Raw genomic sequence first — 15,971 nt, 5'->3', positions numbered from 1 at the left:
GTGGCGGGCCGTGGGCAAACAGAATGTGTATGACTTAACGTGCGCCCGCTGGTGCTGCCGCGGGGGCGGTTCCGACCGACCGCCAGGCCAGCGGGTCACCGTGATGTGACATGAGACCCGGAACGCGAGCCGTGCGTCAAGAGGATGAGCGGGCCTATTTCCGGAAGGTTGCGAGCTTGTGTCCTCGCCTGACGGCATCAGGCGAGGTAGGAAGCCATCGGCGAAGCCCCCTGGTGAAATGAGTCGTACTTATATATGGTCAGTGGCCGGGGAGAGGGTACGCTCTTCCGCGGCGAAGGGAATGCGGTCATGCTGAAGGTGGCCCAGACAGAGGAGGAGCATCCGGTGGACGGCGCGCCAGCAGAGACGACATCGGATCCGCGACCCGGGGAGACGGTGGCGAACGGCGCTCCCTACCGGCCCGGATACGAGGTCGTCTCGGAGCAGATCCTCAAGCTCATCGCCGAGCGCCAGCTGCAGCCGGGGGACCGGATGCCCACCGAGAACGAGCTGGCCTCGTCGCTCGGGACCAGTCGGACTGTCGTCCGCGAGGCGGTGAAGATCCTCTCGGCCATCGGCCGGGTCCGTGCCCAGAAGGGCCGCGGCCTCTACGTCGCGGACGACGAGGGCATGCTCGGCGCCTCGCGCTGGGGCGGGTTCTTCATGCCGACCGACCTCGACCAGATCTTCATGCTCTTCGAGTTCCGCCGGGTGCAGGAGACGGCCGCCAGTCGCCTCGCCGCGGCCCGCGCGACCCCGGCGCAACTGAAGGCGATCAAGGACGCCATGGAGCTGTGCCGCGAGGGGCACGAGACCGGCCGGGACCCGCTCTTCGACCAGGGCGACGACGCCTTCCACCTCGGCATCGCCGAGGCCTCGCACAACCCCTTCCTGGTCGCCTCCGTCCGCGAGGCCCGGCGGCTGCAGCGGCAGGCCAACACCATCGGCATGCACGGGGCGGTCGGCGACCACGCCAGGGACGCGGTCGCCGAGCACGCCGCCATCTACGGTGCCATCCGCGACGGCGACCCGGAGGCCGCCGCGGAGGCGACCCGCGTTCACCTGGACCAGACCCTCGAGGAGTATCGGCGCGAGATCCAGCGCCGCGTCTTCGGCGCGGGCCAGCCCTAGGGCACGTCCTCAGCCCGCCTGCACATCCTCAGCCCCACGTTCATCTGATCCGGGTGGCCGCCGGAGCACCAGTGAGGTAGCTCCGCCCTGCCCTGCGCGGGGCGCCCCGGCCTTGAACCGAACCGGCTCACCGCACACCGGCGAGCTGCGGCATGCCCGCATGCCTTGCTCCGGCCTCGCCACCACGGCATCCGCCCAGCACCGCACGCACACAGAGAGGACCTTGAGTCCCCATGAGTACTATCGCGGTCTCCTACGCCGCGGCCCGGACCCTGACAGTCGGGCCGGCCGACACTGCCCCGCCCGGCCCGGGCGAGGTCGAGATCGAACCCGCCTATGTCGGGATCTGTGGAACCGACCTGCACATCTTCCACGGCGACATGGACGCGAGGGTCAAGACGCCCGCTGTGCTCGGCCACGAGATGTCCGGCCGCATCCTGCGGGTCGGTCCCGGCGTCGAGGGCTGGCAGCCGGGCGAGCCGGTCACGGTGATGCCACTGCGCTGGGACGGCACCTGCCCGGCGTGCCGTCGCGGCCATCAGCACGTTTGCCAGAACCTGGACTTCATCGGCATCGACGCGCCGGGCGCCATGCAGCAGCGCTGGGTCGTCCCGGCCGGGACGCTGGTCCCCCTGCCGTCCGGCCTCCCGCTGGACGAGGCCGCGCTGGTCGAACCGACTGCCGTCGCCGTCCACGACGTCGCGCGTGCCCAGGTGGCCGCAGGGGAGCGCGTGGTGGTCGTCGGCGGCGGCCCGGTCGGCATCCTGATCGCGCTCGTCGCCCGGTCCGCGGGGGCCGAGGTGCGAGTGGTCGAACTGTCGGCGAGCAGGAGGCGGATGGCCGGTGAACTCGGCCTGGCCGCCTGGGATCCCGCCCAGGACGACATCCCCGCGCTGGTGTCCGACTGGACCGAGGGCGCCGGAGCGGACGTCGCGTTCGAGGTCTCCGGCGCGGCGGCCGGCGTCACCACCGCGGTCGACGTACTCGCGGTGCGTGGGCGGCTCTGCCAGGTGGCCATCCACCCCGCGCCCCGGGAGGTGAACCTGCACCGCTTCTTCTGGCGCGAGATCACCCTGGTCGGCGCACGCCTCTACGACCGCGGCGACTTCGAGCGGGCCGTGGCCCTGGTGGCCGGCGGCACCGTTCCGGCCAAGGCGCTCATCTCCTCGGTCGTGCCGCTGGCCGAGGCGGCCACGGCCTTCGAGGCGCTGGAAGCCGGCGGCGACGTCATGAAGACCCTGCTGGACTGCTCCGACGCGGCAACCGGAGGTGCGCGGTGAACCCCTTCGACCTCACCGGCAAGCACGCGGTGGTCACCGGCGCCCGGCGCGGCATCGGCCGGGCGATGGCCCGGGCCCTGGCCGAGGCCGGAGCCGACGTGATCGGCATCAGCGCCAACCTGGAGGAGAGCGGCAGCGAGGTCGAGAAGGACGTCACCGCCGCCGGACGCGCCTTCGAGGCGATCCGGGCCGACTTCGCCGACCCGGCGGCCGTCGCAGCTCTGGGCCGCGCGCTGACCGAGCGGGAGCGGCCGGTCGACATCCTGGTCAACAATGCGGGCACCATCCGCCGTGCCCCCGCCGCGGACCATCCCGCCGCGGACTGGGACCTGGTGCTCCAGGTCAACCTCACCGCCCAGTTCGCCCTCGCCCAAGTGGTCGGCGGGGCGATGGTCCGGCGCGGTCAAGGAAAGATCATTTTCACGGCCTCGCTGCTCAGCTTCCAGGGCGGCATCACCGTGCCCGGCTACACCACCGCCAAGCACGGCGTCGCGGGTCTCACCAAGGCGCTCGCCAACGAGTGGGCCGCGCACGGCGTGAACGTCAACGCCATCGCCCCCGGCTACATCGCCACCGACAACACCCAGGCGCTGCAGGACGATCCGGCCCGCAGTGCCGCCATCCTCGACCGCATCCCGGCCGGGCGCTGGGGCCGGGCCGACGACCTCGGCGGCACCACCGTCTTCCTCGCCTCACCCGCGTCGGACTACGTCCACGGCACCGTCCTGCCGGTCGACGGCGGATGGCTGGGCCGATGAGCGGGGACCTGACCGACCTGCTGGCCGGCACGCGCATCATCCCGGTGATCACCCTGCACTCGGCCGACCAGGTTCAGCCGCTCGCCGAGGCCCTGTCACAGGCGGGCGTCGGCTGCGCCGAGGTCACCCTGCGCACCCCCGCGGCCGAGGACGCGCTGCGCGCCATGGCCGGCCACCCCGGTCTGGTGGTCGGCGCCGGCACCGTCATGGACGCGGCCCAGGCCGAGCGCGCCGTGGCGGCCGGGGCCCGCTTCGTCGTCTCGCCCGGCCTGGACGCCGACGTCGCCGCCCGCTGCCGGGGCCTCGGGGTCCCGTACCTGCCGGGCTGCGCCACAGCCGGTGAGCTGATGGCCGCGCTCAAGCTGGGGCTGAACGTCGTCAAGCTCTTCCCGGCCGAACAGCTCGGCGGGCTGGACCTGCTCAAGGCGCTGGCCGCGCCCTTCCCGCAGGTCCGTTTCGTCCCCACCGGCGGGATCGGCCTCGAACGGATGCCCCACTACCTCGCCCACCCGTCGGTGCTCGCCGTCGGCGGCAGCTGGATCGCGCCGCCCGAACTGCTCGACAGCGGCGACCACGAGCGCATCGCACGCCTCGCCGCGCAGGCGATGGCACGGAGCCGGCCGTGACCGCGCGCACCGTCGCCACCCGGCCGGTCGGAGAAGTGGTCGCGCTGGGCGAGGTGATGCTCCGTCTGGATCCGGGGGAGGGGCGCATCCGGACCGCCCGCGGCTTCCGGGTGTGGGAGGGCGGCGGCGAGTACAACGTGGTCCGGGGCCTGCGCCGCTGCTTCGGTCTGGAGACCGCGGTGGTTACCGCGCTGGCCGACAACGAGATCGGCCGTCTGGTCGAGGACCTGATCCTGCAGGGCGGGGTGAACACCGCGCTCATCCGCTGGGAGCCGGCCGACGGCATCGGCCGCCACGTGCGCAATGGCCTGAACTTCGTCGAGCGCGGCTTCGGTCTGCGTGGCGCCCTCGGTGTCAGCGACCGGGCCAACACCGCCGTCTCCCAGCTGCGTCCCGGACAGATCGACTGGGACTCCGTCTTCGCCGCCGGAGCGCGCTGGCTGCACACCGGCGGCGTCTTCGCCGCCCTGTCCGACTCCACGGCCGAGGTGGCGGTGGAGGCGATGACCGCCGCCAGGCGCTGCGGGGCGACCGTCTCCTACGACCCCAACTACCGACCGAGCCTCTGGGAAGGCCGCGGCGGGGCGGCCCGGGCGAGGGAGACCGACCTGCGCCTGGCCCGGCACGCCGACATCGTCATCGGCGCGCTCGGACTGGCCGGACCGGGTGCCGACGGGCCGCGGATCACCGCCGCCGAGGCCCCCGACGCCTTCGCCGAGATCGCCGCGCTGCTCCCCGGGACCCGGATCCTGGCCACCACGCTGCGCACCGTTCGGTCGGCGGGCGTCAACGACTGGTCGGCCGCGGCCTGGTCGGCGCAGACCGGCTACCTCACCGGACCGGACCTGCGCGGCGTCCAGGTCCTCGACCGGGTCGGCTCGGGCGACGGATTCGCGGCCGGACTGATCTACGGTCTGATCACCGGCGCCGGGCTCAGCACGGCACTCGCCTATGGCACCGCGCACGGCGCCCTGGCGATGACCACGCCCGGCGACAGCTCCATGGCCTCCCGCGCCGATGTTGAGGCGCTCCTCGCCGACGCCTCGGGCGCCGTCCGCCGGTGACCCGCCCGGCCACCCGCCCCGCAACTCGTGAGAACTCGTGAGAAAAGGAACTGCCGATGAGACTCCAGCGCCTGGGGCCCCTTGTGGCCGAACAGCCCGCCGTTCTGGATCCGGCCCCCGACGGACGGGAACGCTCCTTCGGTCTGGATGGCATCACCGAGGAGATCGACGGCGCCTTCCTCGCATCGGACGGGCCCGGGCGGGTGCGCGAGGCGCTGGCGGCCGTTCGCTCCCCGAGCTTCTCCCGCCGCCCGGGAGTTGGCGGATCGGAGCTCCGGTGGCCAGGCCCGGCAAGGTCATCTGCATCGGGCTCAACTACCGCGACCACGCCGACCACCGGCATCTCGCTCTCCGTGGACGGCGGCATGGCCGGACTGCGCCTGCGCGCTCCGGGCCTCGGGCGACCACCGTCCGGAGCACCCCGGCCGCGTCCCGGCCTGACGCCTCACCGACCGGCCCGAGCCCCCGCGCCGGTCGGCCCCACTCACGAAAGGCACCCCACCCATGCGGACCACCAGGCTCGGGCGCAGCGACGTCGCAGTGAGCCGGCTCGGCTTCGGCGCCGCCGCGATCGGCAACCTCTTCACGGTCGTCGGCGAGGAGGAGGCCCAGGCCGCGGTGGACGCCGCCTGGGACTCTGGCGTCCGGTACTTCGACACCGCGCCCCACTACGGACTGGGTCTGTCCGAGCGGCGTCTGGGAGCCGCGCTGCGCAGTCGCCCGCGCGAGCAGTTCACGGTCTCCACGAAGGTGGGCCGCCTGCTGCTCCCCAAGGACGGACCGGTCAGCAGCGACCTCGCCGAGGGCTTCGACGTCCCGGACACGCACGAACGGGTATGGGACTTCAGCGCCTCCGGCGTGCGCCGAAGCGTCGAGGAGAGCCTGGGCCGGCTGGGCCTGGACCGGATCGACATCGTCTACCTGCACGATCCCGACCGGCACGAGCAGGAGGCGTTCGGTTCCGCATACCCGGAGCTGGAGCGGATGCGTGCCGAGGGGCTCGTCGGGGCGATCGGCGCGGGCATGAACCAGACCCGGATGCTGGACCGCTTTGTCCGGGAGACCGACGTGGACGTGGTACTGCTGGCCGGACGCTACTCGCTGCTCGACCAGACCGGGCTCGCCTCGCTGCTTCCCGGGGCCGCCGCGCGCGGCGTCTCCGTGGTGGTCGGCGGTGTCTTCAACTCCGGTCTGCTGGCCGACCCGAAGCCCGCCGCCACCTTCGACTACGCCCCCGTCTCCGCCGAGTTCCTGGCACGCGCCCTGCGGCTGAAGGAGCTGTGCGAGGACGACGGCGTGCCGCTTCGAGCCGCGGCCCTGCAGTTCCCGCTCGGGCACCCGGCCGTCGCCGGTGTGGTGGTCGGCGCACGCAGCGCCGCCGAGGCTCGCGACGCCGCGGCGATGGCCGCGGTGGACATCCCCGCACAGCTGTGGCGCCGACTGCGCACCGAAGGCCTGCTGCCCGACGATGCCCCTCCACCGGCGGCGGTGGAGACGGGCGAGGAATCCTGATGAGGGTCGCCCTGTTTCGCCCGGCCGCCGCAGGCGAAAGGGTTGCCGGGTTCCGCCGAAAGATAGAACCCCGGGCCGAAGCACGGCCGGGGTCCTCGACGCTTTCTCGGAGGTTCAGTGCTGCAGGGTCAGGACTGCGGGCTGCCACGGCAGCTGGTCGTAGGGGCCGCTCGCGGAGGGGGCCTTGCCTTGGTAGAGGAACTGCAGCTGGCAGGGGTCCACGGTCATGGTCTGGTCGGGGTTGTTGCGGACCAGGTCGCCGTGGCTGATGTCGTTGGTCCAGGTGGCGCCACTGTTGGCCTTGCCCGCGAAGGGGTTGCTCTCGGTGGCGGCCTGCGGGGTCCATGAGCCGCTCAGGCTGGTGGCGGTGAACGAGCGGAAGTAGCGCTGCTCGTTCACCGCCCGGGCTTCGACGATCATGAGGTACTGGTTCTGGCCCTGGACCTTGTAGACCTGGGGCGCCTCGAAAAGGTTCTTCGTGGAGTCACTCAGGACCGTGGTGTACGAGGTGCCGAAATTGCCCGGGAAGTTCTCGATCGGCATGCTCGCCCGGTAGATGTGGCCGTTGTCGCCGGCGAAGAACAGGTACATGTTGTGGCCGTCGGCGATCAGGGTCTGGTCGATCGGGCCGGTGCCGGAGCCGGGGAGGCTGCCGGTGAACAGGGGCTGCGGCGCGGACCAGCCGTTCGGGTTGGTGGGGTCGCTCGACGTGCGGTAGATGAAGGGCGACGCGCCCCACTGGGACGCCAGCACCCAGAGGTGCTTGGGGGCGAAGTAGAACAGGGTGGGCGCCACCGCGGCCTGGCTCATCCCGGTTTGACGCGCGGACGCCATGTCCGACCAGTTCGTGAAGGGGCTGAACATCATCGAGCCGTACGACGATCCCGACACGTTCGACGCGTAGATGAGGTGCCTGCCGTTGTCGACGACGTCGGTGAAGTCCTTCACCGAGGCCCATCCGTTCGCCGGTTGGGCCAACGCACCTGTCGAGGACCAGTGGTACGTCGACGGCAGGGCGCACGTGCTGCCCGTCGGCGCGGGCGTCGGCGGGGTGGACGACCCGGACGGGCTGAAGGTCCAGTGCTGGTTGGCAGCGCCCCCGGTGTCCCAGACCTGGACGGTGGTGCCGTTGGCGGTCTGGTTGCCGGGGGTCTCCAGAGCTCGGCCGCTGGCGACGTTGGTCAGGGTGTAGGAGCCGTCGCTGTTCCGGGCGGCCTTCCAGTGCTGGTTGGCGCCTCCGTTGGAGTCCCAGACCTCCATCCTGGTGCCGTTGCCCGTCTGGCCGCCCGGCTCGTCCAGGACCCGCCCGCTGGCGACGTTGGTGAGGGTGTAGGAGCCGTCGCCGTTCTTGGTGGCCCGCCACTGCTGGTTGGTGGCACCGCTGGCGTCCCACACCTGGAGCGGGGTGCCGTTGCCGTTCTGTCCCGCGTACTCGTCGAGAACGCGTCCGGCGGCCACGTCGGAGAGCGTGTAGACGGTGCCGGAGGTGATGTCCCCGCCTGGCGTGCCTCCGCTGCCGCTGCTGCTGCCCAAGGCGCTGAGCACCGCGTCGTAGGCGGGCTTCTTGTTGCCGTTGCCGTCGAACAGCAGCGGGTTCTCACCGGTGCGCCAGGAGTCGCTGTCGCGGATGCCCCACACGGTGATGCCCGTGCAGCGGGCCACGCCCAGGCAGTCCCGGACGGTGTCGGCGTACGTGGTGGGGGACGCCTGGGCGATGTCGAGTTCGGTGATCTGGACGTCCACGCCGAGCGCGGCGAGGTTCGACAAGGTGGTTTGGAAGCTGGCCGGTGGGCCGCCGGCGCCGAAGTGGCTCTGGAAGCCGACGCAGTCGATGGGTACGCCGCGGGCCTTGAAGTCCTTGACCATGCGGTAGACGCCCTGGGTTTTGGGGTCGGACCAGTTCTCGATGTTGTAGTCGTTGTAGCAGAGCTTGGCCGCGGGGTCGGCGTTGTGGGCGGTGCGGAAGGCCTCCTCGATGAAGCCGTCGCCCAGCACGTTCTGGAACAGCGAGCTGCGGTGCCGGCCGCTGCCGTCGTCCGCGAAGGCCTCGTTGACCACGTCCCAGGCGTAGATCCTGCCCTTGTAGTGGGTCATCTCCGTGGTGATGTGGGTGTCCATCACGCGGCGCAGAGTGGTGGGGTCGGTGATGGACTTGACCCAGTTGGGGAGTTGGGAGTGCCAGACCAGGGTGTGGCCGCGCATGCGCTGGCCGTGTGCGGCGGCGTGGCTGACGATTGCGTCGGCGGGGGCGAAGTTGAACGATCCCGGTGAGGGTTCGGTGGTGTCCCACTTCATCTCGTTTTCCGGGGTGATCATGTTGAATTCCCGGTCGAGGATGGTGGAGTACGTCGAGTCGCCGAGCCTGCCCGACGCGACGGCCGTGCCGAAGTAACGGTCGCTGCCGGCCGCCGCAGCACCCAGCGTGCCGGCGTTCGGCGTGCGTGAGGCCTGGGCGACCAGCGGTACGGCAGCACCTGCCGCGGCGAGAACCACGGCGGCGGTGAGCGCGCGGCGGGTTGCCGGACGGCGGCGATGAGAGCGGTTCTGATCTGGCAAGGACGTGTCCTTCTGGCTCAGCGGGCTTCGGTCTCGGCCCCGGTTACCCGTCAGTTGCCGCCGGGGGCCGAAAGGTTGCCGTGTTCTGGGAGAAATCCCTTGTCGATTGGGAGAGGGGGCGCGCGCAGTGGTCTGGTTCGTCGCGTCCGCCCCGGCCGTTGGCCCATCGACGGCGGCGGTGAGGCCACCGACCGGGCCATCCTCGGCCTGACGAGGAGAACGGACCCGACTCCGTCACAGCGGGCGGGGCCGGGTCCGCACCTCCCGGCTACTTGAGGGCCACACCACCCGAGTTGTGGTAAGCGATCGTCTTGCTGATCAGGTTTCCGCCGTCGGTCTCGACCGAGGTCTGTTCCTGCTGCCCTGGACCGAACAGCAGACCGGCGATGTGCGCGGCCGCCACCTGGGCCATGTGCCCGAAGAACCAGTCCACCTTGTCGTCCTTGTAGTGGTTGAGGGTGTCGTTCTGCGCCATGTTGCCCACCGGGATCTGCCACAGGACCACCGGCTTGCCCACGGACTCGGCCATCGTCTTGTAGAACGCCAGTTGGGCGGCGGCCTTCTGGTCGGTCCAGAACTTGTCGAGGCCGCCGTGGGCGGGCTGCGCGTACCATCCCGCGTCACGGTCCGAAACATCGGTCGCCAGGAAGTCGGCGTTCTGTGCGCCGAGAGCGGCGTAGTCCTTGACGCACTGCGAGGTGTTCTGCTGCCAGTCGAAGCAGGACAGGTGCATTCCCACGGCGGTGTTCGGCGCGTACTTGTGCGCCATCGAGATCAGGCACTGGGCCAGTCCGGCGGCGCTGTTCTGCTGCGATCCGCAGTCCGTCGGGTCCGCGGCCGTGACCTGCGCGGCGACCTGGCGCGGGTCGCCGAGCGACCGGACGTAGCCCCAGAAGTCGGGCTCGAGGTCGATCATGTCGTGCGAGGTGCCGATCTTCTGGAGGAAGAAGCGGTAGTCGTTCAGGTACCGGGTGAGCAGGTCGACCCTGTTGATGGCCTTGACCTCGCCCGGACCGTCGCCCTCGCCCGCGAGATCGCCGAGATCGCGCAGCGAGTACCACGTCCAGAGCATCTTCTGCGGACGCGGGCTGCCCTTGTATGTCGCCTGGGCCGCCACGCTGTCCCGCCAGGTCACGTAGGTGCCGGGCGCCGTGGTGCTGCCGTTCCAGCAGCCCCACCAGCCCGACCAGCCGTCGTGGCAGCGCGCTGCCGAGTAGTAGTCCGACGAGGGCGCGGGCTGGCTGTGCACATAGGCGTACCGCACGTCGAACGGCGCGGCGGCCGCCGAGGCGTCGGACATCGAGCCGCCGATGAGCACCGTGCTGCTGCCCATGAAACGCTTCGCCGAGCTGCCGCCGCCCGCGGGGGTCGGCGGCGCCGACGTCGGGCGGGTACCGCTCGGCGTGGCGGGCGTGGTGGGCGTGGCGCTGCTGCCGGAGTTCCCCGGGTTCCCAGTGCCGCTGACGCTGTCGGCCGGGACGAGCTGCCACTGCTGGTTGGTGCCGTTCCAGTCGTGGTACTGGGCTATGTGGCCCCCGTCGGCCTTGGAGCCGAGCGGGACCTCGACGGCCTTGCCGCTGAATTGGTTGATCAGACGCACGTAGCCGTCCGGCGACTTCTCCAGGTGGAACTGCTGGTTGGCGCCGTTCAGGTCGCGCCACTGCACCAACTGGGAGCCTTCGGTCTTCGACCAGCCGTAGTCGTCCAGCACCTTGCCGGAGTTCCGGTTCTCCAGGCGATAGTTGCCGTCACCCGCGTCGATGAACTTCCACTGCTGATTGATCCCGCCGGTACGGCTCCACTGCACCACCGAGGCACCGTCGTTCGTGGCGTAGCCGAGGTCGTCCAGGACCTCGCCGGTGTTGTGGTTGACCAGCACGTACCAGGCGTTCGTGTCCACGGTGTCCGCTGAGGCCGTGTTGATCGCGACCACGGAGCCGCCCACGACCGCCAGGCTGACGGCTGCCCAGAAGCTCCGACGCTGGTGCAGCCGCAGGCCGCGATGCGTCTGCCGCCGCCTGGGACCGGGCGACGCCTCCGGCGACATGGATGGGCGAGGGGGCATGTCGGTGCTCTCTTTCAGCTGTTGCCTTTGACCAGACCGGTTGTCCGGACAGCACTGAGTTGCCACCGCCCCGAGAAAGGTTGCTCCGAACGGCGAAGATCTTTTTCGGGCACCTCGCGCCAGGTGTGTCAGGAGAGCGGCAACCTTTCGGCGGTCGGCGGCAACTGGAGGGTGCGCGTCCCCCGCGCGATGAACTCCATCCGGACGGAAGGCTCCTCGGAACTATGCATCGCAAATCCCGTCGCCGCGTCGTCGTGGCCGCTGGCGTCCCCACCGTGCTGGCACTGACCGTCGGCGGCCTCCTCGTCAGCCAGGGCGCGGACGCGAGCAACACCGTCGCGATCAACGTCAACGCGTCCCAGAACCTCGGTACCGTGCCGAGCATGGCGAACGGCGTGAACACGGCGACCTTCGACGGTCACCTCAACGACGGCGCCGCCACCGCCGCTCTCGCGGACGCCGGCGTCGACGCCCTGCGCTACCCGGGTGGTTCCACGGCCGACGCCTACCGCTGGCAGACGAACACGACCGTCGACGGCCTGGGCTACGCGAACCCCGCCAACGGCTTCGACGACTTCATGGGCATCGCGCGCAAGACCGGCGCGAGCCCGATCATCACGGTGAACTACGGCTCCGGCACCGCAGCCGAGGCGGCGGCGTGGGTGAGGTACGCCAACGTCACCAAGCACTACGGCGTGAAGTACTGGGAGCTCGGCAACGAGGTCTCCGGCGACGGCACCTACGGCACGATGTGGGAGCACAACGTCAAGCCCAAGGGCGCCACCGCCTACGCGAACAACATCGCGGACTACATCACCCAGATGAAGGCCGCCGACCCGGGCATCAAGGTCGGCGCCGTGCTGAACCTGCACAACAGCTGGCCGGACGGCCTGGTGGCCTCCAACTACGGCGACACGGCGGACTGGAACACCACGGTCCTGAAGAAGGACGGGCCGAGGCTCGACTTCGTGATCCTGCACTACTACCCGACCTCGAAGAGCGAAGCTGAACTGCTCACGCAGTACCGGAACATCGCGGCGATCGTGAAGGCCACGCGGGCCGAGATCAGCAAGTACGCGGGCAGCAACGCCTCGAAGATCCAGATCATGGTCACCGAGACGGACTCGAGCTTCGAGTACGACTCCGTCCCGGCAGCCCTGTACGCCGCCGACAGCTACATGACCTTCCTGCAGAACAAGGTCCAGAACATCGACTGGTGGGACGAGCACAATGGCCCGGGCTCGACCAGCGGCAGGCTGCCCGACGGCTCCACCGAATACGGCGACGGGGGCATCCTGTCCAGCGGCGGCTGCAACGGCGGAGTGTGCGAGCCGACGGCGAACACGCCGTTCCCCGCCTACTACGGCCTCAAGGCGGTCGGCGGATTCGCCACACCTGGCGCGCAGATGGTCGCCACCACCAGCTCGAACTCCGCCGTCACGGCCTACGCGGTCAAGACCTCGACCGGCATGAACCTCATGCTCGTCAACCACAGTTCCCAGACCAGCGAGCCGGTCAGCATCTCCTACGCCGGGTTCAACGCGGCGAACGTCACCTCGGCTGAGCAGTTCAGCGAGGCGAACAAGAAGCTCCAGCAGATCCGGGGTCTGAGCGCGCACGGCCTGACCCTCCCCGCCTACTCCATCACGGTCCTGAAGCTCTCCAGCTCCGGGACCGCGCCCGCTCCCGCCGCCTCGTGCACCGTGACCGCCGGCACCTCGGTGTCCTGGCCTGGCGGCTACACGGAGAACGTGAAGATCACGAACACGGGGGCGAACGCGGCCGGCGACTGGAAGATCACGTTCGGGCTCCCGGCCCGTGAGCACGTCACCGCCAGCTGGAACGTCACGCACAGCCAGCGCGGCGCCACCGTCACCGCCCAGCCCGTGAGCTACGACAGGACCATCGCGGCCGGAGCCACTCTTCCGTTCGGGTTCAACGCCTCGGACACGGGCGCCCCGGCCCAGCCCACCTGGTACGCCCTCAACGGCGTGCGGTGTACGGGCCACTGACGTTCGAGGAGCCTGACATCGTCGAGTCCTGACTCGGCAGGACGAAGGAAGCTACACAGGCCGACTCTCCCTTCGATCACCGCTGGTGCTCTGATGCTCGGTGACGGCGCTCAGCTGGTCGAGGGAGTCGGCCCGACCTTGGCTGGTCCCACGCGAGGTGGCGGAGTCACGTCGGGCGACGCATCTCACCCACGAGGTCGCCGGGGATGGTTCCGGCAGAGCCGGGGCCGGTCATCAGGGGTGCCCAGGCCACGGCGGAGGCCGCGAGGTCGTCTCCGCACGGCCCACCGGTCGGGGCCGCGGCGGCGGTGGCGAGGACGACCCGGTCGGGGCGGAGCAGGACGGCCGTGGCGCTGCCCATCCAGTCGATCAGGGCAGCCTCACCGGCAGCGGTCGGCCGGTCGCCGCTCTGGGGGGCCGACCGGGGGTGCCGGGGGCTTCGCAGTGGGATGACGCGGGCGTCCAGTGCCCGGCCGACCGCCAGGGCGGCTGGACCGAGTGGGGCTGTGGCCAGGAGTGCGAAGCCTTCGCCGAGCAGGTCGTCCAGCGGCCGGAGGTTGCCGGCGGCGTCGTGGACTTCGGGCTGGGGACACAGGGTTCCGGGGCGTGGGTGGCCGCGTCGGCGGGAGCCGACCAGGGGTCCCGGCTTCAGGGCTGGGCTGATCGCGGACAGTACGCGGTCGGAGGCGCCGGGCAGACGGGAGATCGCGGGCAGGGCGGCGTTGCGAGCCAGTGCGGTGCCGGTTCCACCGCCGGTCATCAGGGCCCCGATCACCACGGCGGTCCGGATCAGTTGCCGTGCGTGGGGGCGGCGTTCGGCCTGGTAGGTGTCAAGGAGGGCCTCGGAGGCCCGGCCGGTGAGGACCCGGGCGAGTTTCCAGCTCAGGTTGCGGGCGTCGCGCAGGCCCGCGCCCAGGCCCTGGCCGATGAAGGGCGGGGTGAGGTGGGCGGCGTCGCCGAGCAGGAAGATCCGCTCGTGCCGCCAGCGGTCGGCGACCTGGGCGCGGAAGGTGTACGAGGCGGTGCGAAGGACGTGCAGTTCCCAGTCCGGAACACCTGTCGTCCAGGGGGCTGTCAGTTGCAGTAGGCGCGCGCGGTCCCGGAGCTCCTCCGGTTGCTCGCCGCGGCGCAGGCGGAATTCCCAGCGGTAGCGGTCCTCGCCGATGCGCATGTAGGTGGCGGGACGGGCCGGGTCGCAGACCTGGTGGACGCCGTCCCAGGCGGGCAGGGGCAGGCGGCAGCGGATGTCCACGACCAGCCACTGCTGGGCGGCGGCGAGGTCCTGCATCCGGGCGTCGATGGACGCGCGGACCAGGCTGTTCGCGCCGTCGCAGCCGAGGACGGCGTCGGCCAGGATCGTTCGGGAGGAGCCCCGGTCCAGGTCCGTGCCGTGGACCGTGATCTCCACCGGATGGCCGGCGTCGGGGGAGGCGGTGACGGCGGTCACCTCGGTGTTGCCCCGAAGCGTCACCAGGGGGTGGTGGGCGAGGTTGTCCCGCAGCAGTTGTTCGAGTTCGGGCTGGTCGAACATGTTGGCCTGGGGGAAGCCGTTGTGGCCGCGCGGATTGTCGCGCAGGAACTCGGCCAGGACCCTGTGGGAGCCGTTGAGCAACCTCATGCCGCGGGCGGGGCGGCTGATCGTGCCGAACGCCGTGTGGACGCCGGTGGCCTGCAGGATGCGGTGGACCTCGTCGTCGAGGTGGACGGCACGGGGGAGCGGGTAGGGGGCCTGGTGGCGTTCCAGGATCAGGGCGGGCACGCCGTGGTGGGCCAGGAGAGTCGCGGCGGTCAGGCCGGTGGGTCCGGCGCCGATCACGGCGACGGGCACGTGCTCGGGGGCGTGGGCGGTCACGAGTTGAGGGCCTTCATGAGGCCCAGCAGCCGGGCGCGGTCGATCTCGTTGTCCTCGCGAAGGGCGGCCAGCGCCTGGCGCAGCAGGCCGGGTGAGGGGCGGGTGCCGAGGAAGTCCCGGGTGGCCGGTGGCCCCCATTGGGCCAGGCCGGAGGCAGACATGGCGGCCCAGCCGGGTTCGAGGGTGTTGTCGAAGAGGTCGCCGTCGGTGAAGTGCTCCAGCATGAAGCGGTCGGGATCGCGCCAGTAGTCGAAGATCTGACTGCCCTGGATGTGGCGACCGATGCCCCAGGAGCGGCGGTAGCCGCGCTCGCGCAGGTACTCGCCGCCGGCCGCGAGGGCATCGAGGTCGGCCACCTGGTAGGCCGAGTGCACGTAGCCGGTGTCGGGGCCCAGGTGCATGGCCAGGGTGTGGTGGTCGGCGGGGTCGTTGCCGCGGTCGCAGCGGATGAAGGCCATGGTGGGGCCGCGGTCGCGCTGTCCGTCCAGGTAGAGGAAGTCGCTGACGATCAGGCCCAGGTGCTCCAGGTACCAGTCCAGGGCCCGGCGGAAGACGCGGGTGGAGAGCACCAGGTGGCCCAGGCGTTCTACCTGGGCGGCTTTGCGGGGCGGGCGCTGGGTGGCGTTGACGCGGGCGGCGGCGGGGCCGGCGTTCACCGTGAGCGGGCGCTGCAGTGGTTGTGCGGGTTGCTCGGTGACGCCGTGTACGACGCGGACGGGCAGCCCGGAGGGGTCGAGCAGGTCCACCGACAGGCCCCCGCCGTACTCGGTGAGAGGGCGGACTCGGTGTCCGGTGGCGCGGGCCAGGCGGTCGAGGTCGGCGGCGTCGGCGGCCTGGAACGCGGGGCCGAGGAAGCGGGAGAGGGGGCCGCGGCGGATCACCAGGCAGTGGGTACCCGGCAGGGCGCCGCGCAGGTGGAGCGCGTCGTCGGAGCGGGCGGCGGTGGTGAAGCCGAAGTCGTGGGCGAAGGTCTCGGCGCGGTCCAGGTCGGGCTTGGCGAACTCCAGCCAGGCCAGGTCGGTGACCTTGATGATGGGCTGGGCCGCGCGGCCGGGGTGCTCGCCGCGCAGGGCACCCTGCGCGCTGTGCAGGCACTGGTGTGCGTCGGCCGGGGG

11 protein-coding genes are annotated in these 15,971 nt (G+C 71.1%); 7 read left to right on the top strand and 4 right to left on the bottom strand.

The window, feature by feature from the left end:
- Nucleotides 1–309 precede the first annotated feature (309 nt).
- From DN069_RS18455 to DN069_RS18430, 6 genes are all read left to right on the top strand, one after another.
- Nucleotides 310–1,131 (top strand): FadR/GntR family transcriptional regulator, encoded by an 822-nt coding sequence (locus DN069_RS18455; RefSeq protein WP_111502135.1) that lies wholly within the window; start codon nucleotides 310–312, stop codon nucleotides 1,129–1,131.
- Nucleotides 1,132–1,364: 233 nt separating this feature from the next.
- The gene (locus DN069_RS18450) at nucleotides 1,365–2,411 is read left to right on the top strand and encodes a zinc-dependent alcohol dehydrogenase (protein ID WP_111502133.1); all 1,047 of its coding nucleotides are present in this window, start codon (nucleotides 1,365–1,367) and stop codon (nucleotides 2,409–2,411) included.
- Nucleotides 2,408–3,169: an SDR family oxidoreductase gene (locus DN069_RS18445; protein WP_111502131.1), complete on the top strand. Its 762-nt coding sequence runs from the start codon at nucleotides 2,408–2,410 to the stop codon at nucleotides 3,167–3,169. The genes DN069_RS18450 and DN069_RS18445 overlap by 4 nt, the downstream gene beginning before the upstream one ends.
- Nucleotides 3,166–3,795 (top strand): bifunctional 4-hydroxy-2-oxoglutarate aldolase/2-dehydro-3-deoxy-phosphogluconate aldolase, encoded by a 630-nt coding sequence (locus DN069_RS18440; RefSeq protein WP_111502129.1) that lies wholly within the window; start codon nucleotides 3,166–3,168, stop codon nucleotides 3,793–3,795. The genes DN069_RS18445 and DN069_RS18440 overlap by 4 nt, the downstream gene beginning before the upstream one ends.
- Nucleotides 3,792–4,859: a sugar kinase gene (locus tag DN069_RS18435; protein WP_279387909.1), complete on the top strand. Its 1,068-nt coding sequence runs from the start codon at nucleotides 3,792–3,794 to the stop codon at nucleotides 4,857–4,859. The genes DN069_RS18440 and DN069_RS18435 overlap by 4 nt, the downstream gene beginning before the upstream one ends.
- A 504-nt stretch (nucleotides 4,860–5,363) precedes the next feature.
- Nucleotides 5,364–6,371, top strand: a complete 1,008-nt coding sequence (locus tag DN069_RS18430) for an aldo/keto reductase (RefSeq protein WP_111502127.1) — start codon at nucleotides 5,364–5,366, stop codon at nucleotides 6,369–6,371.
- 114 nt (nucleotides 6,372–6,485) lie between these two features.
- Here DN069_RS18430 and DN069_RS18425 read toward each other — a convergent pair whose 3' ends face one another.
- On the bottom strand, nucleotides 6,486–8,927 hold the full coding sequence (locus tag DN069_RS18425; RefSeq protein ID WP_341538486.1) for a non-reducing end alpha-L-arabinofuranosidase family hydrolase: 2,442 nt from the start codon (nucleotides 8,925–8,927) through the stop codon (nucleotides 6,486–6,488).
- Between the two features lie 268 nt (nucleotides 8,928–9,195).
- Nucleotides 9,196–10,872: an RICIN domain-containing protein gene (locus DN069_RS18420; RefSeq protein WP_341538485.1), complete on the bottom strand. Its 1,677-nt coding sequence runs from the start codon at nucleotides 10,870–10,872 to the stop codon at nucleotides 9,196–9,198.
- Nucleotides 10,873–11,216: 344 nt separating this feature from the next.
- Here DN069_RS18420 and DN069_RS18415 point away from each other — a divergent pair, with 344 nt between their 5' ends.
- Entirely contained in the window at nucleotides 11,217–13,004 is a 1,788-nt protein-coding gene (locus tag DN069_RS18415) for a cellulose binding domain-containing protein (protein ID WP_133259960.1), read from the top strand.
- 166 nt (nucleotides 13,005–13,170) lie between these two features.
- On the opposite strand, the gene mhpA is transcribed toward DN069_RS18415, so the two are convergent.
- A complete protein-coding gene (gene mhpA, locus DN069_RS18410) occupies nucleotides 13,171–14,856 on the bottom strand; it encodes a bifunctional 3-(3-hydroxy-phenyl)propionate/3-hydroxycinnamic acid hydroxylase MhpA (RefSeq protein WP_111502121.1) in 1,686 nt (561 codons plus the stop codon).
- The coding region (locus tag DN069_RS18405) for a VOC family protein (protein WP_243639402.1) at nucleotides 14,853–15,971 on the bottom strand (1,119 nt) is incomplete at its 5' end. The genes DN069_RS18405 and mhpA, both read right to left, overlap by 4 nt.

The sequence above is a fragment of the Streptacidiphilus pinicola genome (genome assembly GCF_003258295.1).
In the GTDB taxonomy this organism is placed as follows: domain Bacteria; phylum Actinomycetota; class Actinomycetes; order Streptomycetales; family Streptomycetaceae; genus Streptacidiphilus; species Streptacidiphilus pinicola.
Note: the sequence above shows the minus strand (reverse complement) of the source record. Positions and strands in the feature narration are given on the sequence as shown.